At 67.1% G+C, this 24,556-nt stretch carries 27 protein-coding genes; 9 read left to right on the top strand and 18 right to left on the bottom strand.

What is annotated here, in order from left to right; all coding sequences use genetic code 11:
- Nucleotides 1-265 precede the first annotated feature (265 nt).
- Together GBZ48_RS02835 and GBZ48_RS02830 are read right to left on the bottom strand one after the other, a co-directional pair.
- Complete coding sequence (locus GBZ48_RS02835) at nt 266-1,081, bottom strand: ABC transporter permease (protein WP_174469617.1); 816 nt, start codon at nt 1,079-1,081, stop codon at nt 266-268.
- Nucleotides 1,078-1,866, bottom strand: coding sequence for an ABC transporter ATP-binding protein (locus GBZ48_RS02830; RefSeq protein ID WP_174469616.1), 789 nt, complete (start codon nt 1,864-1,866; stop codon nt 1,078-1,080). The genes GBZ48_RS02835 and GBZ48_RS02830 overlap by 4 nt, the downstream gene beginning before the upstream one ends.
- A 156-nt stretch (nt 1,867-2,022) precedes the next feature.
- Here GBZ48_RS02830 and GBZ48_RS02825 point away from each other — a divergent pair, with 156 nt between their 5' ends.
- Genes GBZ48_RS02825 through GBZ48_RS02815 form a run of 3 tightly spaced genes read left to right on the top strand, consistent with a single transcriptional unit; the run spans nt 2,023 to nt 4,888 of the window.
- Complete coding sequence (locus GBZ48_RS02825) at nt 2,023-3,138, top strand: ATP-grasp domain-containing protein (protein ID WP_246306942.1); 1,116 nt, start codon at nt 2,023-2,025, stop codon at nt 3,136-3,138.
- Nucleotides 3,135-4,055, top strand: a complete 921-nt coding sequence (locus GBZ48_RS02820) for a RimK family alpha-L-glutamate ligase (RefSeq protein WP_174469615.1) — start codon at nt 3,135-3,137, stop codon at nt 4,053-4,055. The genes GBZ48_RS02825 and GBZ48_RS02820 overlap by 4 nt, the downstream gene beginning before the upstream one ends.
- On the top strand, nt 4,052-4,888 hold the full coding sequence (locus tag GBZ48_RS02815; RefSeq protein ID WP_174469614.1) for a RibD family protein: 837 nt from the start codon (nt 4,052-4,054) through the stop codon (nt 4,886-4,888). The genes GBZ48_RS02820 and GBZ48_RS02815 overlap by 4 nt, the downstream gene beginning before the upstream one ends.
- Before the next feature lie 46 nt (nt 4,889-4,934).
- Here GBZ48_RS02815 and pqqA read toward each other — a convergent pair whose 3' ends face one another.
- The 9 genes from pqqA to GBZ48_RS02770 form a co-directional block, all read right to left on the bottom strand.
- Nucleotides 4,935-5,015: a pyrroloquinoline quinone precursor peptide PqqA gene (gene pqqA / locus GBZ48_RS02810; RefSeq protein WP_085083035.1), complete on the bottom strand. Its 81-nt coding sequence runs from the start codon at nt 5,013-5,015 to the stop codon at nt 4,935-4,937.
- A 418-nt stretch (nt 5,016-5,433) separates the two neighbouring features.
- On the bottom strand, nt 5,434-5,961 hold the full coding sequence (gene fae / locus GBZ48_RS02805) for a formaldehyde-activating enzyme (RefSeq protein ID WP_174469613.1): 528 nt from the start codon (nt 5,959-5,961) through the stop codon (nt 5,434-5,436).
- Between the two features lie 303 nt (nt 5,962-6,264).
- A complete protein-coding gene (locus GBZ48_RS02800; RefSeq protein ID WP_174469612.1) occupies nt 6,265-6,648 on the bottom strand; it encodes a hypothetical protein in 384 nt (127 codons plus the stop codon).
- 147 nt (nt 6,649-6,795) lie between these two features.
- A complete protein-coding gene (locus GBZ48_RS02795; protein WP_174469611.1) occupies nt 6,796-7,770 on the bottom strand; it encodes a PQQ-dependent catabolism-associated beta-propeller protein in 975 nt (324 codons plus the stop codon).
- A 27-nt stretch (nt 7,771-7,797) separates the two neighbouring features.
- Nucleotides 7,798-9,066: an ABC transporter substrate-binding protein gene (locus GBZ48_RS02790; RefSeq protein WP_174469610.1), complete on the bottom strand. Its 1,269-nt coding sequence runs from the start codon at nt 9,064-9,066 to the stop codon at nt 7,798-7,800.
- A complete protein-coding gene (locus tag GBZ48_RS02785) occupies nt 9,041-9,796 on the bottom strand; it encodes a formylmethanofuran dehydrogenase subunit C (protein ID WP_174469609.1) in 756 nt (251 codons plus the stop codon). Before GBZ48_RS02785 ends, GBZ48_RS02790 begins: the two co-directional genes overlap by 26 nt.
- Nucleotides 9,793-10,728, bottom strand: coding sequence for a formylmethanofuran--tetrahydromethanopterin N-formyltransferase (gene fhcD, locus GBZ48_RS02780; protein ID WP_174469608.1), 936 nt, complete (start codon nt 10,726-10,728; stop codon nt 9,793-9,795). Before fhcD ends, GBZ48_RS02785 begins: the two co-directional genes overlap by 4 nt.
- Complete coding sequence (locus tag GBZ48_RS02775; protein WP_174469607.1) at nt 10,728-12,404, bottom strand: formylmethanofuran dehydrogenase subunit A; 1,677 nt, start codon at nt 12,402-12,404, stop codon at nt 10,728-10,730. The genes fhcD and GBZ48_RS02775 overlap by 1 nt, the downstream gene beginning before the upstream one ends.
- Complete coding sequence (locus GBZ48_RS02770; RefSeq protein ID WP_174469606.1) at nt 12,398-13,663, bottom strand: molybdopterin-binding domain-containing protein; 1,266 nt, start codon at nt 13,661-13,663, stop codon at nt 12,398-12,400. The genes GBZ48_RS02775 and GBZ48_RS02770 overlap by 7 nt, the downstream gene beginning before the upstream one ends.
- A 293-nt stretch (nt 13,664-13,956) precedes the next feature.
- On the opposite strand from GBZ48_RS02770, the gene GBZ48_RS02765 reads away from it, so the two are divergent.
- From GBZ48_RS02765 to GBZ48_RS02740, 6 genes are read left to right on the top strand one after another with little or no spacing between them, the layout of a single operon-like run.
- On the top strand, nt 13,957-14,973 hold the full coding sequence (locus GBZ48_RS02765) for a beta-ribofuranosylaminobenzene 5'-phosphate synthase family protein (RefSeq protein WP_174469605.1): 1,017 nt from the start codon (nt 13,957-13,959) through the stop codon (nt 14,971-14,973).
- 42 nt (nt 14,974-15,015) lie between these two features.
- Nucleotides 15,016-15,921, top strand: coding sequence for an NAD(P)-dependent methylenetetrahydromethanopterin dehydrogenase (locus GBZ48_RS02760; RefSeq protein ID WP_174469604.1), 906 nt, complete (start codon nt 15,016-15,018; stop codon nt 15,919-15,921).
- Entirely contained in the window at nt 15,918-16,910 is a 993-nt protein-coding gene (gene mch, locus GBZ48_RS02755) for a methenyltetrahydromethanopterin cyclohydrolase (protein ID WP_246306941.1), read from the top strand. Before GBZ48_RS02760 ends, mch begins: the two co-directional genes overlap by 4 nt.
- Nucleotides 16,907-17,761, top strand: a complete 855-nt coding sequence (locus GBZ48_RS02750) for a triphosphoribosyl-dephospho-CoA synthase (RefSeq protein ID WP_174469603.1) — start codon at nt 16,907-16,909, stop codon at nt 17,759-17,761. Before mch ends, GBZ48_RS02750 begins: the two co-directional genes overlap by 4 nt.
- Nucleotides 17,758-18,684 (top strand): quinoprotein relay system zinc metallohydrolase 2, encoded by a 927-nt coding sequence (locus GBZ48_RS02745; protein ID WP_174469602.1) that lies wholly within the window; start codon nt 17,758-17,760, stop codon nt 18,682-18,684. Before GBZ48_RS02750 ends, GBZ48_RS02745 begins: the two co-directional genes overlap by 4 nt.
- Nucleotides 18,685-18,695: 11 nt before the next feature.
- Nucleotides 18,696-19,520 carry a quinoprotein dehydrogenase-associated SoxYZ-like carrier gene (locus tag GBZ48_RS02740; protein ID WP_174469601.1) on the top strand — a complete coding sequence of 275 codons (825 nt, stop codon included), beginning with the start codon at nt 18,696-18,698 and terminating at the stop codon, nt 19,518-19,520.
- A gap of 25 nt (nt 19,521-19,545) precedes the next feature.
- Here GBZ48_RS02740 and GBZ48_RS02735 read toward each other — a convergent pair whose 3' ends face one another.
- The 7 genes from GBZ48_RS02735 to coxB all read right to left on the bottom strand — a co-directional run bounded on the left by GBZ48_RS02735 (nt 19,546) and on the right by coxB (nt 24,556).
- Nucleotides 19,546-19,890, bottom strand: a complete 345-nt coding sequence (locus GBZ48_RS02735; RefSeq protein ID WP_174469600.1) for a hypothetical protein — start codon at nt 19,888-19,890, stop codon at nt 19,546-19,548.
- A 155-nt stretch (nt 19,891-20,045) separates the two neighbouring features.
- Nucleotides 20,046-20,240, bottom strand: a complete 195-nt coding sequence (locus GBZ48_RS02730; protein ID WP_049976161.1) for a hypothetical protein — start codon at nt 20,238-20,240, stop codon at nt 20,046-20,048.
- Between the two features lie 196 nt (nt 20,241-20,436).
- A complete protein-coding gene (locus GBZ48_RS02725) occupies nt 20,437-20,910 on the bottom strand; it encodes a hypothetical protein (protein ID WP_174469599.1) in 474 nt (157 codons plus the stop codon).
- A gap of 44 nt (nt 20,911-20,954) precedes the next feature.
- The gene (locus GBZ48_RS02720; protein ID WP_174469598.1) at nt 20,955-21,299 is read right to left on the bottom strand and encodes a cytochrome C oxidase subunit IV family protein; all 345 of its coding nucleotides are present in this window, start codon (nt 21,297-21,299) and stop codon (nt 20,955-20,957) included.
- Complete coding sequence (locus GBZ48_RS02715) at nt 21,296-21,964, bottom strand: cytochrome c oxidase subunit 3 family protein (protein WP_174469597.1); 669 nt, start codon at nt 21,962-21,964, stop codon at nt 21,296-21,298. The genes GBZ48_RS02720 and GBZ48_RS02715 overlap by 4 nt, the downstream gene beginning before the upstream one ends.
- On the bottom strand, nt 21,957-23,600 hold the full coding sequence (gene ctaD, locus GBZ48_RS02710) for a cytochrome c oxidase subunit I (protein ID WP_174469596.1): 1,644 nt from the start codon (nt 23,598-23,600) through the stop codon (nt 21,957-21,959). Before ctaD ends, GBZ48_RS02715 begins: the two co-directional genes overlap by 8 nt.
- Nucleotides 23,597-24,556, bottom strand: a complete 960-nt coding sequence (coxB, locus tag GBZ48_RS02705) for a cytochrome c oxidase subunit II (RefSeq protein ID WP_174469595.1) — start codon at nt 24,554-24,556, stop codon at nt 23,597-23,599. The genes ctaD and coxB overlap by 4 nt, the downstream gene beginning before the upstream one ends.

The raw sequence follows: 24,556 nt of genomic DNA, 5'->3' as shown, positions 1-24,556 counted from the left end.
TCGGTTACCGGCGCTCAGATTTCGAACTGTTTTGGCATCGCAGGCGTGCCGGTCCTAAAAGACGGGACACGACTGTTGGCGGGGTTCTAAACTGCCCCGCACTCTGTTGGCGATACTGACAATCAGTTTGATCAAATAAAGATAGGCTGTGAAGATTATTTTCCGCCACCGTTCGAAAGTTTTCAAAAGAGGCGGAATAACGGGTAGGGAGGGACTGAAGAGTTAATCCGTAAGATCGCGAACGCCGACGCTGACGCACCCGATATCAGGCCTGTTCGGCCGGACCACCCCGCCGCGCCCAGAAACCGCGCCCCGGATCGTAAGCCAGGACCGCCGCACCCAGGAACAGGGCGAGACAGCCGGCCACCCACAGCAGCGCGGCGACATCGACTCGGAGATACAGGCTGAAGCGGATCAGTTCCACCGCCTGGGTGAAAGGGTTCCAGGCGGCGATCTGATAGAGCGCCGGGCTGCCTTCCCTGATCCGCCAGAGCGGATAGAGGGCGGAGGAGGCGAAGAACATCGGAAAGATGACGAAGTTCATCACCCCGGCGAAATTCTCCAGCTGCCGGACGAAGGACGACAACAGCAGGCCGAGCGCTCCCAGCATCAACCCGCTGAGCAGCAGCGCCGGCAGGGCCGCGAGATAACCCAGCGGCGGCGGCTCCACCCCCCACAGCCATGCGATGCCGAGAAACACGTAAACCTGTGCGATCGACACCGTGACACCCGCCAGCAGCTTGGCGACCAGCAGGTACCAGCGCGGCAAAGGACTGACCAGCAGCGTCCGCATGCTGCCCATCTCGCGGTCATAGACCATCGACAGCGAGTTCTGCATGCCGTTGAACAGCTGGATCATCGCGACCAGCCCCGGAACCACATACTCGTCGTAGAGGATGTAGGTTTCGTAAGGCGGGATGATCGACACGCCCAGCACGGCCCGGAAGCCGACGGCGAAGATCGCCAGCCAGACCAGCGGCCGGACCAGGGCGGCGAAGAAGCGCTCGCGCTGGTGCAGGAAACGCAGGCCTTCGCGCACGATGATGCTGCGCAGGCAGTACCAGTAGGTTGCGGCGCTCATGGCCGGCGCTCCCCTGTGGTCAAGGCGGCGAAAGCGGCGGGTAGGACAGCGGTGGCGGTCTCGGCGCAGACCGTCCGCACCGTGCCGGAGGCGCGCAACCGACCCTGGTGCAGCACGACGACGGAATCCTCGTCGGTCGCCTCGTCCATCAAATGGGTGGCCCACAGGACCGCCAGCCCCTGCTCCCGGCACAGCGCGCGGACATGGGTCAGAATGTGGCGGCGCGAGTCCGCATCCAGACCGACCGTCGGCTCGTCCAGCAGCAGCAAGCTCGGCCGGTGCAGCAGCGCACGGGCGATCTCCACCCGCCTTCGCTGACCGCCGGACAGGGCGCGGACCTTGTCGTCGCCGCGGTCGGCAAGGCCGATGCGCGCCAGTTCCTCCCGTGCGCGGGCTTCGCAGTCGGAGGGCGACATTCCATGCAGGCCGCCGTGATAGCGCAGGTTCTGCCGGACGGTGAGATCGAGGTCGAGAGTCGGCTGCTGGAACACCACGCCGATCCGCTCCAATGCGCGGGTCGGCTGGCGCCGCAGGTCGAAGCCGAAGATGCGGATGGCGCCGGTCCGGTTGGAATAGAGCCGGGTGATCAGCGAGAACAGCGTGGTCTTTCCCGCCCCATTCAGGCCCAGCAGCATGGTGAAGCCGCCGGGCGCCACGGCGAAGGACACGCGATCCAGCGCCACGCGCTTGCCGAAATTGTGGCTCAACTCCTCCACCGCCAGGGCGGGAGGGCCATGGATCGCAGGAATCGGCGGAGGCTCTGCAGGGATCGCGGCTTCGTACATCCTGTCTTCCCCAGGACACACCCTGTTCGATGCCGGAGTCAAATCCGGCGGGCGGCGGTCGCCATGCTTCGGAAGGGTCATTGCAAAGAGAGCGTTCGCGCCTGATTGTTGGCATTGCAAGCGATTGTTCAAGATGCTTTTCCGAGGGGGTGGAGCTTGACCCCGACGGCAGTTCCGGAATTCGTCGTGGTTGCGCTGTCGGCACGGGCGCTGGCGGCCAGCGCCTGCCGCGGCGGGCGCAGCGTTGCCGCCATCGATCTGTTCGCCGATGCGGATACGGCTGCCATGGCCGGCCCCTGCCTGAGCCTGCCGTCGCACCGGCTGCGCATTTCCGCCGGCGCATTGCAGCGGGCGCTGGCCTTGCCCGATTTGCGCGGGCTGCCGCTGGTCTATGGCGCCGGGTTCGAGGAGCAACCCGATCTTCTGGCGGCGCTTGCCCGCGTCCGGCCCGTGATCGGCAACCGCGCGGAAGCGGTGGCGCAGGTGAAGGATCCTCTCGCTTTCGCAACCCTGCTCGCTCGTCTCGGCATTCCGCATCCGGAGGTCTCGCTATCGCTGCCGGACCGCGACGGCTGGCTGGTGAAGCGCGCAGGTGCCAGCGGTGGCGGCCACATCCGGCGAGCCTCCAAACAACTGCCGGTCGGCCATTATGCCCAGCGCCGCATGGATGGGCGTCCGGTGTCCCTGCTGTTTCTGGCCGACGGCCGTCGCATCCGGCCGGTGGGCTTCAGCCGGCAATGGGTGGCGCCGACACCCAGGCAGCCCTACCGTTACGGCGGGGCGGTCGGCCCGTTGCCGGCTTGCGGAAAGATGGGCGCGGCGATGATCGATGCGGCGGCGACGATCACCGAAGCGGTGGGGCTGGTCGGGCTGAACAGCGCCGATTTCCTGGTTGGGTCCGCCGGATGGTGCCTGCTGGAGATCAACCCGCGGCCGGGAGCGACGCTCGACCTGTTCGACCGTCCGCCGATGCCCAGCCTGTTCGGCCTGCATCTGGCGGCCTGCGCCGGGCAACTGCCGGCCGCACCGCCACCGCTTGCCGGCTGCCGCGCCGCCATGATCGTCTACGCCACGGCTCCGGTCCATTTGCCGGAGGGACTGCGCTGGCCGGGCTGGACAGCCGACCGGCCGCAAACGCCTGCGCATGTCCCGACCGGAGCGCCGCTTTGCACCGTGCTCGCCGATGCAGACGACCTGCTGGAGGCCCGGCGCCTTGCCGGCCGGTATGCCCGGACGCTGTGCCGGCTCTCCACCACGGTGGAGGCAGCATGAGCGGCGCAGTCGCCTTGTTCACCGACGGAGCCGATTGGCACGCGGCACGCCTGGAGCGGGCATTCGCGCGCCGCGGTGTCGAGTGCCGGCGCGTTTCGTTGAGCGCCTGCGGCTTCGCGGTCGGACGGACGCTGACCGATCTACTGCTGCCGGGCTTTGGCGACAGCCTGCCGTCCGGTGCTTTCGTGAGGGTGATCGGTCAGGGCAGCTTCGAACAGGTGACGCTGCGCTTGGGAGTGCTTCATGCGCTCGACCGGCTGGGCGTCCCCGTCTACAACACCGCCCGGGCCATCGAACGCTGTGTGGACAAGAGCACCACCAGTTTCCTGCTGGCCCGGTCCGGCCTGCCGACGCCTCCCTCCGTCGCCGTTCAATCCGCCGATATGGCACGTGCCGTGGTGGAAAACACGCCGGACTGCGTACTGAAGCCGCTGTTCGGCGCCCAGGGACGCGGCCTGCGCCGCCTGCCCACCCCAGACGACGTGCCGGAGTCCGACGCGGTGGCCGGCGTCTATTACCTTCAATCCTTCGTGCCGCCGCGCCGGGAGGGCGAGTGGCGCGATTGCCGGGTCTTCGTCGTGGGAGGGCATGCGGTGGCCGCCATGATCCGCCATGGCCGCAGCTGGATCACCAATGTGCATCAGGGCGCCCGCTGCGAGCCCATGGCTCCGGACGGCACCGCCGCCGATCTGGCGGTGCGCGCAGCCGCTGCCGTGGGGGCGGATTATGCCGGTGTCGATCTGATTGCCGATTCTTGCGACGGCAATGGCGACGGCGACCGCTGGCTGGTGCTGGAGGTCAATTCGATGCCGGCATGGCAGGGCCTGCAATCGGTCAGCAAGACCGACATTGCCGATGCGCTGGCCGCCGATTTCCTGGGCCGGATCGATGCCGTTGCATCGAGGGGACCGCGATGACTGCCCGCCTGCTGCGCCTCTATCCCGGGGCGCCTGAGGACATCGCACTGTCCGGCGCCTATCTCGCCCACCGCCTTCATGAGCAGGGGAGTGCCGGCGCGCCGTTCGTCTATGCCAGCTTCGTCGCCAGCCTGGACGGGCGCATCGCCTTGCGCGACCCCGCCACCGGGGAAAGCCGTCTGCCGGCCGGGCTGGTCAGCGGCAACGACTTCCGGCTGTTCCTTGAACTTCAGGCGCAGGCGGACTGCTTGGTCACCCATGGCGGTTACCTGCGTGATCTTGCAGCGGGCCGGTTGGATGACGTGCTGCAAATCGGCACACAGGCGGCCACGCGGGATCTGGCGCAGTGGCGGGTGGACAACGGCCTTTCACCCCAGCCTGCCGTGGTCATCGCCAGCGCAGGCCTGGAATTTCCGATGCCCATCTCGCCTGCAAGGCATGGTCAGCGCGTGATCGTCGCCACCGGTGCTGAGGCTCCGCCCAAGCGGATTGCGCACTGGCGGCGCGCCGGCTATGAGGTGCTGGTCGCCGGTGCCGGCGCGTCGGTGGAAGGCGGGGCACTGGTCCGCGAACTCGGCAGCCGGGGGCTGCGCAGCATCTATCTGCTGACGGGGCCGCGGATGCTCGACACCATGCTGCGCGATCGGGTCCTTTCACGGCTTTACCTCACCACCGCGCATCGCATGCTCGGAGGAGAGAGTTTCCACACCATGCTGTCGGGTCCGGAGTTGGGCAATGCCGGCCGGCTGCGGCTCTGCGCGCTGCACTACGATGTGGGCGCGCCGGACGATGCGGGGCAGTTCTTCGTCCATTTCGAGCCGCTGCCGGCCTGAGTTGAAGACGTGCAAGGATGTTCAAGGAATGGATCGCCTTTGCCGGTTACAAACCGGCGCAGGCGTAGGCGTTGATTTCGGTACCGACCGAAATCTCGACAATTGTCGGCTTGCGCCAGGTCTTCATGTCCGCATCCTCCGCTGGAATGGGCGATCAGGCAACATTGCCGCGGGAGCCCACTAGGAAACTGTACCCGTGAGTCCGCAAGTCGACCATCATCCCAATGGATAGTTCTGAGATAATTTAGGCCAGATTTATTGCGCTGCAGCAAGAAATCCGGGGAATTTTCTTGTTAGAATTAGAAAAAATCTATGCGGTACCCGCTGATTTGCCGGAGAATTCAAAATAAATATTTTTTGTTAAAAATATAAATGAAGTTTTCGGCGATGGCCGGCGGTGTCGTTTTCTTCGATTCGCGGGTAAAGAGATGTTTGGCGCATGGACGGTATCTGGTCCTATCGCGCTGGCCCGGATGCGGCCGGTGGCGTACTCCATGACGGTGATCCGGACACCGCCATTCGGCAGGACGCCACCGGACCCGGCGTCAGGCGGCGAAGGGATGCTTGGCCGAATCCTTCTGGTTCAGCAGTTCCTTGAGGCCTGGATAGCCGGACACCGCGCGTTCGATGGCTTCCTTGGTGGCGCGGTAGTTGTAGTCCTGGATCTTGGCATTGTCCTTGGCTTCCCAATGGATAAAGACGCCGACGCAGATGAAGATGTTGTCGATCTCATCCTGCGGGATGGTGCCGGCGGCGACGCAGTCGGCGACCGCCTTGGCGACGCCATGCTGGGCCGGCCCGAACATCTGCACCGCCTGTTCCGCCCCTTTGATCGTCACCTTGTTGAACAGGATGGTGGAGGGCTTGCATTGCAGGTTGGGGGCGATGACCGCCAGAAGGCTGGTGAAGCCGTCCTTGTTGTTGGTCAGCGCGTTGCAGAAGGCGGTTTCCGCCGCACTGCCGCGCGGTCCCATGATCAGGTCGATATGGGCGACCTCGTTGCCGTCGCCGACCAAGGATTCGCCCACCAGCACGCGATTGATTTTCGGGGATGACCCCTGCCACATGCCCATCGCCGCTTTCTCCCATGGATTTTGAAATCATTGGAGGACCGTCGCGGTCATGCGGGCATGTCGATCCAGCATGATTGATGGCCGGATAGCTGCGGCCACGGCGTCGGTCACGGCAGGCATTATGGCATCTTGTTTGTTTTGCCAACAAACTCTCAAAAGAGGTCCGGAGTAACTTGAAATCGCAACCGCCGCCGTCCCGTTGACCGTATAAGGACCGGGATGGCGCGGTCTTTCGGGCAGTCCTACCCCATCTTCGGGAGGGCGGCGGTCGCGGGTCTATCAGGAAGCCGGAAATGGTCCCGGTTACTGGCTGTCCTGCTTGCCGGTCGATTGGCCCGAGCCGCCCTGGGTGACGGGAGAACCGCCGATCACGCCCTGCCTTTCCTGTTGGAGGGAGCCGCCCGGAAGCTGTCCGGTCGGGGCGTTGGTGCTGTCGGTGGAACTGCCGGAGCTGCCCTGCGGAACCGGAGCGCCGCCGATGGCGCCCTGGCGCTTGCCGGGCAGGGAGTCGGGCGGCAATTGTCCGGTGGTACCGGCCGGGGCGTTCTGCGTGCTGGTACTGGTGGAGCCGTTGGTCGGATTGCCGGTGGGGTTGCCACTGGATTGCGCCGAAGCCGGCAGTGCGGTAATCGCAAGGCCGGCGGCCAATGCAAGGCCTGTCAAGGGCAGGGTGGTGAAGCGTTTCATCGTGGGTCTCCGGGGATGGACAATCCTGGCGAGGCGGTTCAGGACCGTCCGGTCCTGCCGCACGCCGCGTCGGGCCATTGTCGGCAGTTTGCCGACGCACCCGGCCATCCCCATCAACCGGACGGGCCGGCAAGGGGTTCCGTCCGCTCACGGCTTTACGACGATGCCCCAGGGCGCGCCGCCGACCGGAATGCTCTTGATCACCTTGTTGCGCTCCAAGTCGATCACCGACAGATCGTTGCTGATGCCGTTGGTGGTGTAGAGCCGTTTCTCGTCGGGGGAGAAGGCGAGGTTCCAGACGCGCTGCCCGACCAGAAAATAGCGCTTCACTTCAAAGCTGCCGGTGTCGATCTCGGCGATACGGTTTGCCGGACCCAGCGCCACGAAGGCGCGCTTGCCGTCCTTCGTCATCTGGATGCCCACGGCCTGGATGGCCTCGCGCCGGACGCCGGTGACCTCGAACCGGATCTTCTTGATCACCTTGTGGGCCGCCGCGTCGATCACGCTGACCGTGCCGCCGATCTCGCTCGACACCCAGACCTGCTTGCCGTCGTCGGTGAAACGGGCGACGCGCGGCCGGCTGTCGACCAGAACATTGCCGACGACAGCGTGCTTCTCCGTGTCGATGAAGTGCGCCATGTTGGTGGTTTCGGAGGTGTTGACCAGAATCTTGCCGTCGGGGCTGATCCCCATCCCTTCCGGCTCGACACCGACCTGGATGTTGCCGATGGCCTTGCGTTCGGCGACGTCGATCACCGTCACCATGTTGTCGTTCTCGTTGGCGACGTAAAGCTTCGTCCCGTCGGGCGACAGCACGAACAGTTCCGGATCGGGGCCGGACGGCAATGTGTGGACGATCTTGCCGCTGGCGATGTCCACCACGTCGATGCGGTTGTCGTCGCCGACGCACACGTAAAGCTGCGTCCCGTCGGCGCTCAGCGTGATGCCGCGCGGACGCCGGCCGACCTTGATCTTGTTTTTGATCTGGAGGCTGTCGCCGTCGACCACGGCGATCTGGTTGTCCTTCTCGTTGGACACGAAAATGGTTTCGGCTAGGAGGGGCTCGGCCATCAGGACCGGGCCGGCGAGAAGCAGCAGGGTGCAGGACAGCAGGAATCGCATGGTGTGGTCCGCCTTGTTGGGTCCGCCCTATCGGTTGAGACGGCATTTGCTTTCCGGCGCATCGTCGCCGAGCGTGTCGAGAGGTGTGACCGGGTGCAGGAATCCTTCCTGCGGCGACACCGAGACCAGCATCCGCGGTCCGGCGATCAGGATGGGCTGGCGCATCTGCCCGTCCCAGGCACGGAAGGACAGCGCTTCCCCTTTGAAGCCCGCCAACTCGAAATCGGGGCTGTGCAGGTAGCCGGTCAGGCCGTCGAAGCCGGTGGCGCCGGTGCGGGCCGCCGCCTCCCCGACGCTGCGCACCGCCAGCCACGCGGCATAGTCGCGAGGGGTCATCCAGCGTCCGGCCAGCTTTTCGAACCGGCTTTGCAACTGGGTGCCGCCCCACTGTTCGTTCACCCGCGACCAAGCGGTGGCGGTCAAACCCTGGGTGCCGGCGACCGGGCGCGGATACCAGGTGCGTCCGTCGAGATAGTCGCCGAAATCACCCGCTTCGTCGGCCACGACCAGCACGTCGTAATCCGGCCCCTGGGTGGCGAGCGGGATGTCCGACTGGATGGTGGTGACGCCAGTGTCGGTGCGCCGGTTCCCGGTGTCGAAGGTCCAGGACTTCTCATCGACGATCCGGCCGCCGAAGCGCTTGGCAGCGCGGCGGACGGCCTCGGCATAGAGCGCATCGCCAGGATCGCGGCCGGCCAGCAGGCTCCACCGCGGCCATTTCTTCCAGGCGAGATATTGTGCCAGCGCATCGGCCAGCATGCGCCGGCTGGGGGCGGTGTGCAGGATGTTGGCGCGGCATTGCTCGTTGCGCAGCGCGTCGTCGCTGGCGCGCGCGTTGAAGAGCACCATGGACTTGGCTTCCGGCCGGTCGGCGGCGGCGAGCAGCGCATCGGCCGGCAGATCGGCGACGACGAAGCGCACCCCCTCGTCGGCCAGTGCCTTTACCCCGGCGGAGATGTCGCCGTCCTGCGGCAGGACCTGCTCCACCAGCCGGTAGCTCTGTTTCAGGAAGACGCCGGTCGTGTTGTTGTCGGCGAGCGCGAGTCGGGCTCCCTGAAGCCCTTCGTCGGTCGCGACCGGCTCCAGGAAGCTGAGCGGGGTGCGCGGATCCTCCTGGCGTGCCAGATAGCCGATCAGCACCACCGTGGCGCCGGGGTCCTGCGAACCGTTCCCCTGCGCGGTCGCCGGTGGCGCAACAAGGGCCAGCAGGCCAAGGAATGGCAGGACGGCGGCAACCAGCCGCCGTGGCTTCGATAAGCGGGTTCGTCGCTCAGGCCATTGCCAGAATCTCACCATGCCCTCCCTCCGCAAGGTCGCCGATGAACCGATGGGCGCGGGTGGTGCCCGCGCGCTCGAACCAGCTTCCGGTTCCCTCCAGGGCGCGCCGCAGCAGGTGCAGGAACAGCCAGTCCCGCGTGCCGCCGTCGGCAAAGCCTCCGGGTGCTTCGTCCTGCGCCCTGCCCATCAGAAGCGTGCCGCGCCGCATGCCGAATCCCGGATGCGGACCGCAGCCGCCACCGGCGGCCAGCGTCCCGGCAACCATGAAGCCGCCGGCATAGGCGCCGACCGGCCCGTCGATGACGATGATGCCGCGGCGCATCCGTTCGGCCGCCCGGTCACCGGCATTGCCGCCGACGCTGATCAGACCGCCGCGCATCCCCAGCGGCAGGCCGGGCAGGGCGCCGCCCAGGGCATCCCCGGCATTGCCGGCGATGCGCAGCAGTCCGCCGCTCATCCCGGCACCGGCGTGGCTTGCGGCGTCGCCCTCCACCAGAATGCGTCCGGACGCCATGCCGGCGCCGACCCGGTGCAGGACGGCCTGTCCCGGCCGGATCAGCAGCCCCTCGGCCGCATCGCCCGCCGACACCTCGAACATCCCGCCGACGGTCGCCACCCCACCGCCACAGGGCAGCGGCAGTCCGGCGACCTCGTCGGCCGTCAGGCCGGCCAGCCGTTCGGGCAGCAGGGCGGACATGTCCACCGCCGTTCCGGCATCGCCGCGGAAGGTCAGGGTCATGCCGCTCATTCCATCACCTTGCCCATCACCTCGCCCATCACCTCATGGAGGTGGAAATGGTGCGGCCCCAACTTGCCGCCGTAATTCCCGGCGGTGATCGCCAGCACGCCGGCCGCCGTCCCACCGGCTGCGGCGGCGGCGATGCCGGCCCGCATCCCGGCGCGGATCGCCGCTTCGTCGATGCCGTCCAGCACCAGTTCCAGCACCGCTTCGACGTTCGGGGCCAGCAGCGTTTCCGGTTCGACCGCCCGCAAGGTCGGGCAGAATCGCGTGTTGGTGGAGGCGATCAGCGCCTTGTATTTGGACCCCACCTTGGACCCCGACCGCACCACCCCGCCGGGGAAGGGCAGGATGACTCCGGGCAAGGGCCGGATCGCCGCGACCGCCGCCTCCGCCGCGGCGAGGCACTGGCGGTGGCTGGCGGCCAGGATCAGGAAATTGCCGCCGCCGATGCCCTTGGCCACGGCGACGCTGTCCTCGCAGACGAACTCACCATCCATCACCGGCAGGCGCCAGAAGCGGCGGTCGCCGAATTTCTTGGAAATCTGGTGCCCGTCGCCGAAATAGCGCAAGCCCCCGCCGAGCGGGATGCGCTTGGTCCCCTGGAGAAGCCCGGCATAGCAGGCCGACCCCGGCGAAGTCATGATGCACTGCCCGACCCGGTTGACCACCAGCTTGGCGAGGTCGCCGGTGGACATGCCGAAGATCATCACCGCGGCACCCGGCCGGCTGTCCGGCGTTTCCTCCGGCGTCAGCCGCCGCTCCACCGCCGCCTCGCAACCGCAGCCGATGACCGAGGTGGCGAAGCCGGTCAGGCTGGAGGTCGCCGCCTCCACCCAGGCGGGCGTGTCGGCGGTGATAACCAGCCGCGTATAGGTCATCGGAAACGCCTCGGCGAACGTGTCCTCGATGCGCACGCCGTTGATCTGCATTTCCGCCATCACGGCACCTCCCGCCGCCGGCAGGGATGGAGCTGCGGACCGGCGCCATGGCGGATCTCCGCGTCCTGGATGCGGAAATGCTTGATCGGCAGGCCGATGCGCTCGTCGAAATGGCGGGCGATGCGGCGCTCGATCAAATCGTCGAAGCCGGGACGGACGACATGGGTGCAGCCCTGCGCCATCGCCACCAGCACGCCGTCGCGCACCACCAGCCGTCCGCTCTTGAAGACCAGATCGGGCCGTTCGAACATCGCGCGGCGGTCCGTAAAATCGCTGTAGACGGTGACGTCGGCCGAAGCACCGGGCGCCAGATGGCCGCGGTCGGCAAGCCCCAGGATGCGGGCCGGTGCCGCGCGGGTCATGATGGCGATCTCGGCCAGCGTGTATTCGCGTGCGATGGAGCCCAGCGTGGTGTGGGCCGGCGCGTCGGGATGGATTTCGGCCAGCTTCGCCAGCCGGTAATCGCGGTCCATCAGCAGCCGGATCAGCTCCGGATAGAAGGTGAAGGGCGCGCCGTTGGGGTGGTCGGTGGTCAGGAACACCCGCCAGGGATCGTCGAGCAGCAGGAAAAGCTCCAGCCCGATCGCCCATTGCAGCGCGTTGACATAGGACTTGTCGCGGTAGCGGAAAGGGACCACGCCGCATCCCGCATCGCATTCGATGTCCATCGCCAGCCATTTGCGGGGGTGGGCGAGGGGGGCGGTGTGACGCTGCGCCATGGTGTCGGCCGATGCCGTCACCGTCTGCCCGAACATCACCTGCCCGATGTCCACCGACAGGGTCGGCGTCCGGTTCACCGCCTCCGCCAGCGCCGCGGCACCGGAAGAGAATTTGCGGTCTCCCGCCGTGTCGTAGCTGTGGAACTGGATGTGCGTCATGTGCATCGGCAGTCCCGATGCCGCCTGGATGGTGTCGAGCGTCGTCGTGACGTTGCCGGGAACCCCCAGATTGCAGCCATGGACATGCAGCGGGTGAGGCAGCCCCAACTCGTAGACCGCACGGGCGAGCACCGTCAGGACACTGCGCGGCGTGACGCCGTAATGCGGCCCGGCCTCGTCCAGGTCGAGCGAGCGGGCATTGAACTTGAAGGCGTTGATGCCGCCGGGGTTGACCACCTTGACGGCAAGGCTCTGGGTCGCCATCAGCATCCAGGCGACATAATCGTTGACCGCCGCCTGCCCGGCGTTGGTGGCGATCAGGTCCAGCAGGAAATCTTCGTTCCCCAGCACCAGATAGCCGCCGGTGTCGATATAAGGGATGTCGCTCATCTCGAGATGCGCATGCCGGGCGTTGGAGCCCAGCATCGCCGGCTCGAAGGCGGCGGTGAATCCCATCTCGATATAGCGGGCGCCGGTGGTGTGGGTGGAGGGCGTGGCGATGCCGCTGCCGCCCCCGATCCTGTCGCAGCCGCAGGCATGGCCGGCGAAGCGGTGTCGTTCATGCTCCTCCCCCATCAGCAGGCGGGCGAGGTTCACCTTGCCGCCGGCAATATGGCTGTGGATGTCGATGGCGCCTGCCATCACCACCTTGCCGGTCACGTCATGCACCGCGTCCGGCGTGGCACCCGGCCCCGGATCGGCGGCGATGCGGTCGTCGCGCAGCCAGAGGTCGGCGACCTCGCCATGCCGCCCGTTGGCAGGATCGAACAGCCGCCCGCCGGCAAGCTTCGTCAGCATCCGGCGGCCTCCCTGGTTTCGGCGTTTTGGCCGATTGCCGCCAGCATCCGGCCGATCACATCGGCGACGCTCGGCAGACCTCTGTCGATCAGGGCGCCGGCATGAAGAGCGACAACGCCGTCGGTGCGGAACACGTCGCCCGGATGGTCGATGCCCGGAGTACCCACCGGAATGAACAGCACCGGCTCCGGCGCAACAATCGTCTCCGGCGGCGCCAGCATGATGACGCTGCCGCCGGTGGTGAGGGGTGGTGTCTCCGGACGGAAGGCGGAAATCCACAGCGTCACGTCGGCATCGCGCAGGCGCGAGTGCCAGTCGAAGCGTTCCGGATCGTGCAGCGGTCCGCCGCCATCGAAACCGGTGCGCAAGGGAAAGCCGGTGCGCCAGCCGCAGGCCTGATTGGCGCCGATCAGATTGTCGGCCCCGGACAAGGGAAGGCCGGCGCAGCGGGTGGTGCCGTCCACCGTACGGATCAGCCGCACCAGCCCCTCGACGATCAGGTCCGGCTGCGGCCCCTCGAACAGTCCCGCCGCCCACACCACCACCGCATAGCGGGCGGAACGCAACCGGGTGGCCAAGGCCGCCATCGGATCGCCCGCCGCCAAACGTCCGGCCAATGCCGTCCTCAGCCGGCCGACCAGCGTCGCCAGATCGGTCTCAGCGCCGGTATCCAGGCCACTTGTTTCGACCCTGGCGCCAAGGCACCGCACGGTTTCCGGCAACGGTTCCCCGCCCAGGAAGACGACGCTCCGGCCATTGCCGCCAGCGAAGGCCGGTTCCGGGACCACCCAGCGCTCCCACAGGCGTGGAAAGGCCGCGGCCGGGTCCGGACCCACGACCAGGACGAGGTCGCAGCGGTTGCGCAGCTCCGCCAGCGTGGTCACCGACCAGCCGAAGCGGCGCAGGACCGCCATATTGCGGAACAGGGCATCCGACCGCTCATGATCCACGGTCGCGCCGATGCGTTCGGCGAGGCTGAGCGCGGCGAGCACGCCCTCCACATCGGCCGTCAGTCCGGCGATCAGCGGTGCGCGGCTGGACCCCAGTAGCCGGACCGCCTCGGCAATGGCGTCGTCCATGGGAATGGCGGCTCCGTCCAGACGGGCATCCGTCGGCACCGCCATGGAGCGTCGGAACAGCCGGTCGGCCTGCGGACAGCCGCTTGGTCGTGGAGCGATGCCGGACTGGTCCCGGTCGATCCTGATGTCGCCGCAGCCGAGCCCGCAGAACGGACAGAGAATGTCGGGGTGGAAGGTCATGGCCCCCCAATCGCCTGAGTGGGATGAATGAAGTCAGACTAAAGAATTCAAGCCGAATTCAAGGACGCTGGCGATCTTCGCCACGTTCCGCCCAAGCATCGGCCCCAACGTTGAGAGTCCGATTCTTGGGCATGGTCGGTCCCCGACAGGCAAAGCATCCGCTTCATGCCCGGTTTCCTCACTGGATATGTCTGGCCCCGTTCGGGCTACCGCGCGTGGATACTCGTTCGCGCTACGGACAATTTTGTTCGTAACGCTAACATTGTGCGGTGACCCGCGCAAAGGGAATGCAGATGAGCCACCAGCGCAATCGGATAGGGGAGGTGTGGGTCCGTGCGCCTGCGCGCCTGCATGCCGGCTTCGTCGATCTGAACGGTGGGCTGGGGCGCCGCTTCGGCAGTCTCGGCATCGCCATCGACCGCCCGGCCATCGCCCTGCGTGTCCGGCCCGCCGACCGGCTGACCGTCAGCGGTCCATCGGCCGAGCGTGTCCGCCGCAGCGTCGAACGGCTTGGGCGCGAAGCTGGATTGCCCAACGCCGTCGCGGTGACGGTGGAGGAGGCGATCCCGTCCCATGTCGGGCTGGGCTCCGGCACCCAGACGGACCTCGCCGTCGCCGCGGCGCTGGTTTGCCTGGAAGGGCGCGGCACGGCTGCCCGCGATCTGGCCCGCGCGCTGGAGCGGGGGGCCCGGTCCGGCATCGGGCTGGCGGCTTTCGAGCAGGGCGGGGTGCTGCTCGACGGTGGCCGGGGCGGGCTCGACGCCGCGCCGCCGGTCATCGCGCGGGCGCCGTTTCCGGAGGAGTGGCGCGTCCTGCTCCTGCTCCATCGTGGCGGCCACGGCCTGCACGGTGCGCCGGAGGCCGAGGCATTCCGCCGGTTGCCGCCCTTTCCGCCCGACGCAGCGGCGCATCTGTGCCGGCTGATGCTGATGGTCGCCCTGCCGGCGCTGGCCGAGGGCGACGTCGACCGGTTCGGACAGGCCATCGGCGAGCTTCAACGCACAGTCGGCGACCATTTCGCGCCCGCCCAGGGCGGCCGCTTCACCAGCCCGCTGGTGGCCGAGGCGCTGGCCTGGCTGGAGGCGCAGGGGATCGCCGGGGTCGGCCAGAGCAGCTGGGGGCCGACCGGCTTCGCCGTCATCGGCGATGCCCGGCAGGCGGAGCGGCTGGCCGGTGAGATGCGCACGCGCTGGACCGGTTCACCGCTGGAGGTGATGGTCTGCCGCGGGCGGAATGTCGGCGCGACGGTGCGGAACCTGTCCGCCGAGGCGGACTTCACGTCCGCGATACGGCGGGCAGCCGGAGAGTGATCCGGAAGATTGACCCGGGAGACTGACCGGAGGGAGACAGGCATGGGCGCCCCTTATGTGCTGCACATGATCACGCCGCTGGCGAATGTCAGCCCGTTCGACGTCAACATGGCCGTGGATGCCGGCATCGACACTGTGGTGCCCTACACCGGTATCGAGACCGCGCAGGTCGAGGCGCTGACGCAGGACGCCATGTTCTCCCGCGATCCGAAGAACGCAGCACGGACCGGCCTGTTCATCGGCGGGCGCGATGCGGCGCTGGCGCTGGACATGCTGGAGGTGGCGCGCAAAGCGATGTTCCCGCCCTTCCGGATCTCGGTCTTCGCCGACCCGTCGGGCGCCTTCACCACCGCCGCGGCCATGGTCGCCGTGGTCGAGCGTGCGCTGCGGCGGCTGGGGGTGGAGGGTCTGACCGGCCTGGATGTCCAGGTTTATGGCGCCACCGGCGTCGTCGGCGGCATCGCCGGACTGATCGCCGCCCAGGCCGGCGGCAACGTCACCCTGGTCAGTCACCGCGGCGTGTCGGCCGTGCAGGGCAAGGCGGAGGAGTTCGGCCGGCGTTATGGCGTCACGCTGTCCTGCGCCGACACATCGACCGGCGGCAAGGCGGCGCTGATGGAGCGGGCGGAGGTCGTTCTGGCCTGCGGCAAGGCGGGGGTGACCGTGCTGATCTCCGACGATTTGCGCGCGGCCAAGTGTCTGCGCGCCGCCGCCGACATCAACGCCGTGCCGCCGGCCGGAGTGGAGGGGGTCGGCGTGCAGGACGACGGCGTTTCCTTGCCTGCCCAACCGAACGCGGTCGGCATCGGCGCTCTCGCCATCGGCAACGTCAAGTTCAAGGTCCAGCACCATCTGCTGGAGCGTATGCAGACCGGTGGCACCGCCGTCGCCTTCGATTTCCAGGATGCGATGGACGCGGCGCGGACCATCGCCGGAAAGGGCAAATGATGACGCAACGTGCGATGATCGGGCGCCCCAGCCTGTCGGCCCTGTCCGCTCCGCTCGCCGCCGCTCTGATCGCCGATGCGGTGCAGTTGCGGCTCGGCATCGACCGCGTGGCCGGCGCCACCATCGTCGATGGCGGGATCGCCCATCCCGGCGGGCTGGAGGCCGGACGCCGCATCGCCGAGCTGTGCATGGGCGGTCTCGGCCGGGTGACGCTCCAGGCGGACACCCGGTCGGACCGCTGGCCCTTCCAGGTCGCGGTGCACAGCACCGATCCGGTGCTGGCTTGCCTCGGCAGCCAATATGCCGGCTGGAGCCTGTCGCACAAGGACGATGGCGGCTCCTTCTTCGCGCTCGGCTCCGGTCCCGGCCGCGCACTCGCCCGAAAGGAGCCGCTGTTCGACGAGCTGGGCTATGCCGACAGCGGTGACCATGCGGTGCTGGTGCTGGAAAGCGGCACCGTCCCGCCGACACCGCTGGTCGAACGGATCGCGGCCGATTGCAGGGTGGCGGCGGAGCGGCTGACGCTGGTGCTGACGCCGACGGCCAGCCTCGCCGGCACGGTGCAGATCGTCGCCCGCGTGCTGGAGGTCGCCCTGCACAAGGTCCATGCGCTGGGCTTCCCATTGGATCATGTCGCCGACGGCATCGGCGTCGCCCCGCTGCCGCCCCCCGGCAAGGGCTTCGTCGAGGCGATGGGGCGGACCAACGACGCCATCCTGTTCGGCGGCACCGTCCAGCTTTTCGTCACCGGACCGGACGATGCCGCCGCCGATCTGGCGCGACGCCTGCCCAGCACGGTGTCCCGTGACTATGGCCGCCCCTTCGCTGAAGTGTTTGCGGCGGTGAACAAGGACTTCTACGCCATCGACCCGCTGCTGTTCGCGCCGGCCCGCACGGTGGTGACAGCGCTCGACAGCGGCCGAAGCTTCCACGGCGGGCATCTTGCCTCAGAGATGCTCGACCGGTCCTTTGCAGGAACAGGTGGATGAGCGCTGCGACTGCGGAGCTGTTCATGGCTGTTTGCCGGGCCGAGGTGATGGCGCTGAAGCCCGGCAACGTCCATGTGCACGCTGCCGGCCATGGCATGACGGTGGAGGATTTCCTTCGGTCGGCGGAGGCCGCAGCGCCGGAGATCGCGCGGTCCGGCGCTGCGGTCGGCGAGCGCATCCTGCGGGCGGTGCAGGCCACCCGCTCGGTGGTTGGCTGCAACACCAACCTGGGCATCCTGCTGCTGTGCGCCCCGCTGGCCCGCGCCGCCGAAATGGCGGAGGCGCGGTCCCTGCGGGACAGGCTGTCCGCCGTGCTGGCGGTGCTGACGGTGGAGGATGCCGCCGCCGCCTTCGAGGCGATCCGCCTCGCCTCGCCCGGCGGCCTGGGCCGCGCGGCGGAGCATGACGTCGCCGGCGCGGCAACGGTGGATTTGCGCACAGCGATGGCGGCGGCCCGGTCGCGCGACCGCATCGCCGCCCAGTATGCCGACGGCTTTCGGGATGTCTTCGACATCGGCGTCGCCCGCGCCCGGTCGATGCCGGACAGCGACGCCGTTACACTCGCAGAAGCCATTTATCTGGAGTTCCTCACCGCCTTTCCCGACAGCCATATCCTGCGCAAGCATGGGGAGGATCGCGCCACGGCCGTGCTGTCCGAAGCCCGCGAGGTGCACCGGCAGATCGCTGCGGCATCCTCGGCGGCCCTCCGGCGGGAGCATCTGTTCGTCTTCGATGCGCGCCTGAAATGGCAGGGCACCAACCCCGGCACCTCCGCCGACCTGACCGTGGCCAGCCTGCTCGCCCATCGGCTGGGGGACCGGGATGTTGACCGTAAAGGCACACGGACATGAGGACCAACGTCGGCCTCAACGTCGGCGGTGCTGCGCTATGCCTCCTCGCAGCCACCCTGCCAGCTTCGGCGGAGCCTCTGCCGGTAACGGAAGTGGCGCCCGGGGTCCTCGTCCATCAGGGGGCCATCGCCGAGCCGGCGCCGGACAACGCCGGAGACACGGCCAACATGGGCTTCATCGTTGGCGACAGCTTCGTCGCGGTCATCGACACCGGCGGCACGCCGGAGTTGGGGGTGCGTCTGCGCGAGGCCATCGCGGCGCGGACCGACAGGAAACCGGTTATCGTCATCAACACCCACATGCACCCCGACCATGTCTTCGGCAACGCCGCCTTCGCCGGCGTGCCCATCGCCGGACATGCCAACCTGCGTGACGCGTTGGCCGCGCGCCAGGAGGTCTATCGTCAACGGCTGGCCGAGGAGCTGGGTGCCGGAGCGGCGGCTGGAATCGCTCCGGTCCGGGTGGACCGGCCGGTGGCGGAAGAGGTGCGGGTCGACCTGGGCAACCGCATCCTTGTGTTGACCGCTTATCCGACCGCGCACACCAACAACGACCTGACCGTGTTCGACCGCAAGACGGGAACGCTGTTCACGGGCGACCTGCTGTTCGTCGACCATGTCCCGGCGGTCGACGGCAATGCCACGGGATGGCTTCGGGTGATCGATCGGCTGGAGCGGGTGCCGGCGGTGCGTGCCGTCCCCGGCCATGGGCCGGCCCGTGTGGCCTGGCCGGGAGCGCTGGATGCCCAGCGGCGCTACCTGACGGTGCTGGTGGAGGGCGTGCGCCGGGTGCTGAAGGCGGGTGGCGGCATCCAGGATGCCGTCGCCCATGTGGCGGAGGAGGAACGGGAGCGCTGGCTGTTGTTCGATGCATACAACCCGCGCAACGTCACGGCGACCTTTGCCGAACTGGAATGGGAATAGGAGCGGGAGCGATGATGCGACATCCGCCGATGGGACTGCTGGCCGGCCTCCTGATCGTCCTGTCCACGCCGGGTCTTGCCGCCACCGATGCGGCGGAGGATGCCGCGCGCTGGGACATTCTGCAGGGCATGTATTTCAAGGACCGTCCGGTCGAGGAGGCAGGCGCCCTCATCCGCATCGACGCTCCGGCCCGTGCCCATGACGCGGCTCTGGTCCCGGTGCGGATCGAGGTGGAGCCGTCGCTTCGCCTGAAGTCGCTGTCCCTGCTGGTCGACAAGAACCCGGTGCCGCTGGCCGCCACCTTCCGCTTCGGCCCGGCCAGTGCCGGCAGCAGCATCGAGACCCGCGTGCGCGTCAACGAATACACGAACCTCCATGCCGTGGGCGAGACGCAGGACGGCCGCTTTCTGATGACGGTGGTCCACGTGAAGGCCGCCGGCGGCTGCTCCGCCCCGGCCGTCAAGGATCCGCAGGAGGCGATGGCGCGTCTCGGCCGCATCAAGGTGAAGCTTCCGGAAACGCTGTCCCCCGGCAGCCCCGCGACCGCTCAGGTCATGGTCAGCCACCCCAACAGCAGCGGGCTCCAGTTCGACCAGGTCAGCCGCACCTACATCCCCGCCCATTATATCCAGTCGATCATCATCCGCGCCGGCGGCCAGACGGTGCTGGAGGCGGACACCGACATTTCCATCAGCGAGGACCCGAACCTGCGCTTCAGCGTCCTGCCCACCGGTGGCGGCAGCCTGGAGGTGGTCGCGCAGGACACCAAGGGCGCCACCTTCACCCACAGCGTTCCTTTGACAACCGGTGCCGCCAAGGGCGATCCGGCGCTGTAGCTTTCCCTCAGAAGCACTGGCGCCCTCAGAAGCACTGGCGGTCTGCGGCGACCTGGGCTTGGCGGAAACGGTCCATCAGGTCCTTGGCCCATCCGGAGCTGCGGAAGATCCCGGCCCGTTCGCCCGGCTGGTCGGCCATCACCTTCACCGTCTCGATGGCGGTGTAATCGTCATAGGTGATGCGGTCGGCGATGGCGTCGATGCTGCAGGCGCATTTCTCCATGACGATGTGCGACTGTCCGTTCGACGCCATGCAGGCGATCACGTAATCGGCCCGCGCCGCCGTGGGGTAGTCGTTGGCCGGGCCGGCGGCTGCCGGAGCAGCCGCCAGCAATGCCGCGGCAAGGATGAACGCGATGCGAACAGGCATGCCCAAACCCCTTCCACCCCTGTCCATGGGGCTGAGTCCATGGACCATCGATGATTGGCATATATAACAATCATGGATGCGGATGGAGTTGGGTGGCTCAAAAGAGGTGGGCCTCTTTCGGAGAAGATGCGATGGTACCACCGTATCCTATGGCGTCAGATCTGGCGCGGTTCGCACTTCCAGCGGCGCACCGTGTATTTCGGGTGCTGCTCCGCCCATTCGGCGGCCCGGAACAGGCCGGTGCGCGAACAGGCCATCACGTTGACGAACGGCTCCTGGAACTGCGGGCGTTCGACGGTGCAGCGGTCCGGACTGGAAACAAGGCAAACCACGAAGATCAACTCGATCATGACAACTCCAGCCGTCATGGAGTGGGGGAGTGACCTCGGTTGGGCGCCTCGATCCGGCGGGCGGCCGTCCAGGTTCATGAGCGGGGTTTATGCTGCACTGCACACAAAATCCGTGCAGGAGTCAAGCATGGCTTATGGAAAACCAATTTTGCCTTAACAAGGCGAGCCGGCCCATCGTCCCGGTGCGGTCCCCCAGCTACCCCTGCATTGCCTTGGCAAGAAACCGGTCGATCGCCAGTGCGACCGCTTCGCTGTCGAGATCGTCCAACCGGCAGCTCCGCACGTCCGTCGTCTTCACCGGCGTCAGGAAGTTTTCCGAAATGGAGGTCGTGCCGTCCTCCCCGACATGGATGGTCATGTAGGCCCGCGGCGCATCCTCGGCGTTGTCGATGGAGGTGAAATGGACGATGGCGCGCGGCATCTCGTGGACGAGACCGATGTCCTCCTGGAACCACACGGTGCCGACGTCGCGGACGATTTGCTGACGGGACAGGACGATGGGCCGGATGATGCGGCTGTGCAGGTCGCGGATGTCCGTCAGCACCGCAAGCTTGCGGCGATTGCGGTCATCCTCGCCGAAATGCCCGGCCGTGTTGCGCCTTGCGGCTTCCAGCATCCGGCGGGTACGGACCACGGCATCGACAAGCCGGCTGGTGGCATCCGAGTGCATGGCGTCTGACTCCTTGTTCCGGCAAGACTGTTCTGCCAAGGCGCTCAGCGGTCGCCCTGCTGGTATTCCCGGCCGGTCGGTGCCGACAGGTCGCCAGCGGGTTCAACCTTGCGGGTCAGATAATCGGTGGCCGACAGAGCGAACAGGACCGCCAGCCAGAACAGCCCGGCCGCCGCTGCGGCCCGGGTCAGCGCCGGGGCGCGGAACAGCTTCATGAACAGCGCCAGCACCAGAAGCGCCTTCACTGCCGAGATGCCCAGCGCCAGCACGAGGTTCAGCGGCCCCGGCATCGGCACATAAGCAAGGGCCATCGTCGCCGCCAGCAGCCCCACCAGTGCCGCCCAGGTGAACAGGTAAGAGCGCGGAAGTCCCGTCGTCCTTGTCGTCATGGGCCGCTCCGTCCGACCAGATAGATCAGCGGGTAGAGGAAGATCCAGACGATGTCCACGAAATGCCAGTACAGGCCCGTCACCTCCACCGGCGTATAATAACGCGCTGAAAAGGCGCCGCGCCGTGCCCGCACCGCCAGCAGTGCGATCAGGACGATGCCGATGGTGACATGGATGCCGTGCAGTCCCGTCAGCAGGAAATAGAGAAAATAGAACAGCTCGATTGTCCGGGCATGCGGACCGTCCTGATGGAAATTAAGCCCCGGAACCAGATGTTCGGTCCACTCGCCATGGTACTCGTAGCCCTTGAGCCCCAGGAACAGCAGCCCCAGCAGCGCCGTGGCCGACAACAGCCGCGTCAGCGCTTTCTGCCGGCCGTGTTCCGCGGCATGGACGGCCCAGGCCATGGTGAAGCTGCTGGTCAGCAACACCAGCGTGTTGACCGATCCGATGACGACCGTGGTATGGCGTCCGGCTTCCGCCACGCCGTCCGGATGGTTGGCGCGCAGCCATGTGTAGGCCAGCAGCATGCCGCCGAAGAACAGGACCTCCGTCGCCAGGAACACCCACATGCCGAAGCTGGCGGCCTCCGCCTGCTGCTCCACCGTCGCGTATTGCGGTTCCGGCTGGGGAGCGCTTTGGGAAGCGGGCGCTGCGTCAGACATCCTGAGGCTCCGGTTCCGGCCGGTACTGGTAGGGCGGTCGGGTGACGGTCGGGGTCCGGTCGAAATTGTGGGTGGGGGGAGGGGAGGGAGTCTGCCACTCCAGCCCGGTTGCCGCCCACGGGTTGGCGCCCGCCCGCTTGCCGCGGAACAGCGACCAGCCGAGATAGAAGAAGGGCAGGGCATAGCCGACCGCCAGCACCGACGCCCCGGCCGACGAGAAGATGTTCCAGGCCTGAAATTCCGGCGGGTAGGAATAGTAACGCCGCTCCATGCCCAGATAGCCCAGAATGAACTGCGGGAAGAAGGTCAAATTGAAGCCGAAGAAGATCAGCAATGCCGCGATGCGCGCCCACCATTCCGGATAGAGCCGCCCGGTTACCTTCGGCCACCAGTAATGCAGCCCGCCGAAATAGGCGCTGACCATCCCACCGACCATGATGTAGTGAAAATGCGCCACGACGAAATAGGTGTCGGTGACATGCACGTCGAAAGCAAGGTTGGCGACGAACAGCCCGGTCAGCCCGCCGATGGTGAACAGCCCGATAAAGCCCAGGGCATACAGCATGGGGGCGTCGAAGCTGATCCAGCCCTTGTGCAGCGTGGCGGTCCAGTTGAACACCTTGATCGCCGACGGCACCGCGATGACGTAGCTGAGCAGCGAGAAGACCAGCCCGGCATAGAGCGAGATGCCGGCGACGAACATGTGGTGCGCCCACACGAAGAAGCCGATGACCGAGATGGCGATGCTCGACCACACCACGAACTTGTAGCCGAACAGCGGCTTGCGGGCGAAGCAGGGCACGATCTCGCTGATCACGCCGAAGCCCGGCAGGATCATGATGTAGACCGCGGGGTGGGAGTAGAACCAGAACAGGTGCTGGAACAGCAGCGGGTCGCCGCCCAGCGCCGGGTCGAAGATGCCCACCTTCAGCAGCCGTTCCGCCGCCACCAGGATCAGCGTGATCGCCAGCACGGGCGTCGCCAGCACCATGATGACGGAGGTGGCGTAGTTCGACCAGACGAACACCGGCAACCGGTACCACGTCATCCCCGGTGCCCGCATGCGGTGGGTGGTGACGATGAAGTTCAGCCCGGTCAGGATCGACGAGAATCCCACCGCGAGCACGGCGGCCAGCGCCAGCACCACATAGCCGTTGGAATAGAGCGAGGAAAACGGCGTGTAGAAGGTCCAGCCGGTATCGACCCCGCCGATCAGGATGGCGAACAGCGCCAGGAAACCGGCACCGACATACAGATACCAGCTGAGCAGGTTCAGGCGCGGAAAGGCCAGATCCTTGGCGCCGATCATCAGCGGGATCAGGAAATTGCCCATGGTGTTGGGGATCGACGGGATCAGGAAGAACCAGACCATGATCACGCCATGCAGCGTGAACAGCCGGTTGTAGATGTCCGGCGTGAAGATGCCCGGCGGCGTCACCAGATTGAGCCGGATCAGCGTCGCCGCCGCCCCGCCGACGAAGAAGAAGAAGGTGATCGACAGGGTGTAGAGGATGGCGATCCGCTTGTGGTCTCTGGTCAGCAGCCAGGAGCGCAGCGTGACGCCGCCCTCCGTCAGGTAGTTCTTTGTCGCGACGACGGGTTCTTCCGGTTTGCCGGTCACGGTTGCGGTCGTCATGGAGCAGGCCTTTCCGCGCTGTCGGCCGTTTTGTCGGCAAGCGATTTGATGTAGGCGACGAGCTTCAAAAGATCGTCCTCGCCGATCTGCCCGGCGAAGGAGGGCATGACCGGGGGATAGCCGGCGGCGATCTCCGCCTTCGGCATCAGGATCGAATCGCGGAGATAGCGGTCGTCGGCGATGACGGTGCGCCCGTCCTCCAGCGGCACCGGGCGGCCGAACAGTCCCTCCAACTTCGGCGCGTGGACGGTGCTGGCGCCGCCATGGCAGCCGCTGCAACCGTAGCTGCTGAACAGCGCCTCGCCCTCCTGCGCCAGGCTGGGTCCGGGATCCTGGCTGTCCAGCCAGCGCTGGAAGTCGGACGGCTCCATCACCACGACGGTGCCGCCCATCCGCGCATGCCAGGTGCCGCAGAACTCGGCGCAGAACAGCCGGTATTCGCCGATCTCCGTCGGGGTGAACCACAGCGTCTCGTAACGGCCGGGGACGGCGTCCTGGCGGATGCGGAAAGCGGGGATGGCGAAGTCGTGGATCACGTCCTGGGAGGTCAGCACCAGCCGCACTGGCCTGCCGACCGGGACATGCAGCGTGTCGATCTCGCGCTGGCCGCCGGGATGCTCGATCTTCCACATCCACTGCTTGCCGACGACATAGATGTCGGTGGCGTCGCTGGGCGGGCTGTGGATGCGGACATAGAGGTTCGCTCCCCAGAAATAGAGGACGAGGAAGGCGGCGAAGGTCAGGCCGGTCCAGGCGACCTCGACCCTCCAGGTGCGGCCCAGCCGGTTGCCGCGCTCCACCTTGCTGCCCTTCCGGTAGCGGATGCAGAACAGGATCATCAGCCCGAAGACCAGCAGCAGGATGAAGGCGCTGACACCCAACAGGGCGGCGAACAGCCAGTCCATGTCCGCGGCATGGGCCGACGCGCTGGGCGGGAGGAGTTGCAGGCTGCCCAT

The sequence above is a fragment of the Azospirillum melinis genome (assembly GCF_013340935.1).
GTDB classification, from domain to species: Bacteria; Pseudomonadota; Alphaproteobacteria; order Azospirillales; family Azospirillaceae; genus Azospirillum; species Azospirillum melinis.
The sequence above is the reverse complement of the archived record's forward strand: the minus strand, read 5'-3'. Positions and strand labels throughout refer to the sequence as shown.

Excerpts from the sequence above, each read along its gene's own strand:
- GBZ48_RS02835 (WP_174469617.1), bottom strand. The coding sequence starts at position 1,081 with ATGAGCGCCGCAACCTACTGGTACTGCCTGCGCAGCATCATCGTGCGC.
- GBZ48_RS02830 (WP_174469616.1), bottom strand. The coding sequence starts at position 1,866 with ATGTACGAAGCCGCGATCCCTGCAGAGCCTCCGCCGATTCCTGCGATC.
- GBZ48_RS02820 (WP_174469615.1), top strand. The coding sequence starts at position 3,135 with ATGAGCGGCGCAGTCGCCTTGTTCACCGACGGAGCCGATTGGCACGCG.
- GBZ48_RS02815 (WP_174469614.1), top strand. The coding sequence starts at position 4,052 with ATGACTGCCCGCCTGCTGCGCCTCTATCCCGGGGCGCCTGAGGACATC.
- pqqA (WP_085083035.1), bottom strand. The coding sequence starts at position 5,015 with ATGAAGACCTGGCGCAAGCCGACAATTGTCGAGATTTCGGTCGGTACC.
- fae (WP_174469613.1), bottom strand. The coding sequence starts at position 5,961 with ATGGGCATGTGGCAGGGGTCATCCCCGAAAATCAATCGCGTGCTGGTG.
- GBZ48_RS02800 (WP_174469612.1), bottom strand. The coding sequence starts at position 6,648 with ATGAAACGCTTCACCACCCTGCCCTTGACAGGCCTTGCATTGGCCGCC.
- GBZ48_RS02795 (WP_174469611.1), bottom strand. The coding sequence starts at position 7,770 with ATGCGATTCCTGCTGTCCTGCACCCTGCTGCTTCTCGCCGGCCCGGTC.
- GBZ48_RS02790 (WP_174469610.1), bottom strand. The coding sequence starts at position 9,066 with ATGGTGAGATTCTGGCAATGGCCTGAGCGACGAACCCGCTTATCGAAG.
- GBZ48_RS02785 (WP_174469609.1), bottom strand. The coding sequence starts at position 9,796 with ATGAGCGGCATGACCCTGACCTTCCGCGGCGATGCCGGAACGGCGGTG.
- fhcD (WP_174469608.1), bottom strand. The coding sequence starts at position 10,728 with ATGGCGGAAATGCAGATCAACGGCGTGCGCATCGAGGACACGTTCGCC.
- GBZ48_RS02775 (WP_174469607.1), bottom strand. The coding sequence starts at position 12,404 with ATGCTGACGAAGCTTGCCGGCGGGCGGCTGTTCGATCCTGCCAACGGG.
- GBZ48_RS02770 (WP_174469606.1), bottom strand. The coding sequence starts at position 13,663 with ATGACCTTCCACCCCGACATTCTCTGTCCGTTCTGCGGGCTCGGCTGC.
- GBZ48_RS02765 (WP_174469605.1), top strand. The coding sequence starts at position 13,957 with ATGAGCCACCAGCGCAATCGGATAGGGGAGGTGTGGGTCCGTGCGCCT.
- GBZ48_RS02760 (WP_174469604.1), top strand. The coding sequence starts at position 15,016 with ATGGGCGCCCCTTATGTGCTGCACATGATCACGCCGCTGGCGAATGTC.
- mch (WP_246306941.1), top strand. The coding sequence starts at position 15,918 with ATGATGACGCAACGTGCGATGATCGGGCGCCCCAGCCTGTCGGCCCTG.
- GBZ48_RS02750 (WP_174469603.1), top strand. The coding sequence starts at position 16,907 with ATGAGCGCTGCGACTGCGGAGCTGTTCATGGCTGTTTGCCGGGCCGAG.
- GBZ48_RS02745 (WP_174469602.1), top strand. The coding sequence starts at position 17,758 with ATGAGGACCAACGTCGGCCTCAACGTCGGCGGTGCTGCGCTATGCCTC.
- GBZ48_RS02740 (WP_174469601.1), top strand. The coding sequence starts at position 18,696 with ATGATGCGACATCCGCCGATGGGACTGCTGGCCGGCCTCCTGATCGTC.
- GBZ48_RS02735 (WP_174469600.1), bottom strand. The coding sequence starts at position 19,890 with ATGCCTGTTCGCATCGCGTTCATCCTTGCCGCGGCATTGCTGGCGGCT.
- GBZ48_RS02730 (WP_049976161.1), bottom strand. The coding sequence starts at position 20,240 with ATGATCGAGTTGATCTTCGTGGTTTGCCTTGTTTCCAGTCCGGACCGC.
- GBZ48_RS02725 (WP_174469599.1), bottom strand. The coding sequence starts at position 20,910 with ATGCACTCGGATGCCACCAGCCGGCTTGTCGATGCCGTGGTCCGTACC.
- GBZ48_RS02720 (WP_174469598.1), bottom strand. The coding sequence starts at position 21,299 with ATGACGACAAGGACGACGGGACTTCCGCGCTCTTACCTGTTCACCTGG.
- GBZ48_RS02715 (WP_174469597.1), bottom strand. The coding sequence starts at position 21,964 with ATGTCTGACGCAGCGCCCGCTTCCCAAAGCGCTCCCCAGCCGGAACCG.
- ctaD (WP_174469596.1), bottom strand. The coding sequence starts at position 23,600 with ATGACGACCGCAACCGTGACCGGCAAACCGGAAGAACCCGTCGTCGCG.
- coxB (WP_174469595.1), bottom strand. The coding sequence starts at position 24,556 with ATGGGCAGCCTGCAACTCCTCCCGCCCAGCGCGTCGGCCCATGCCGCG.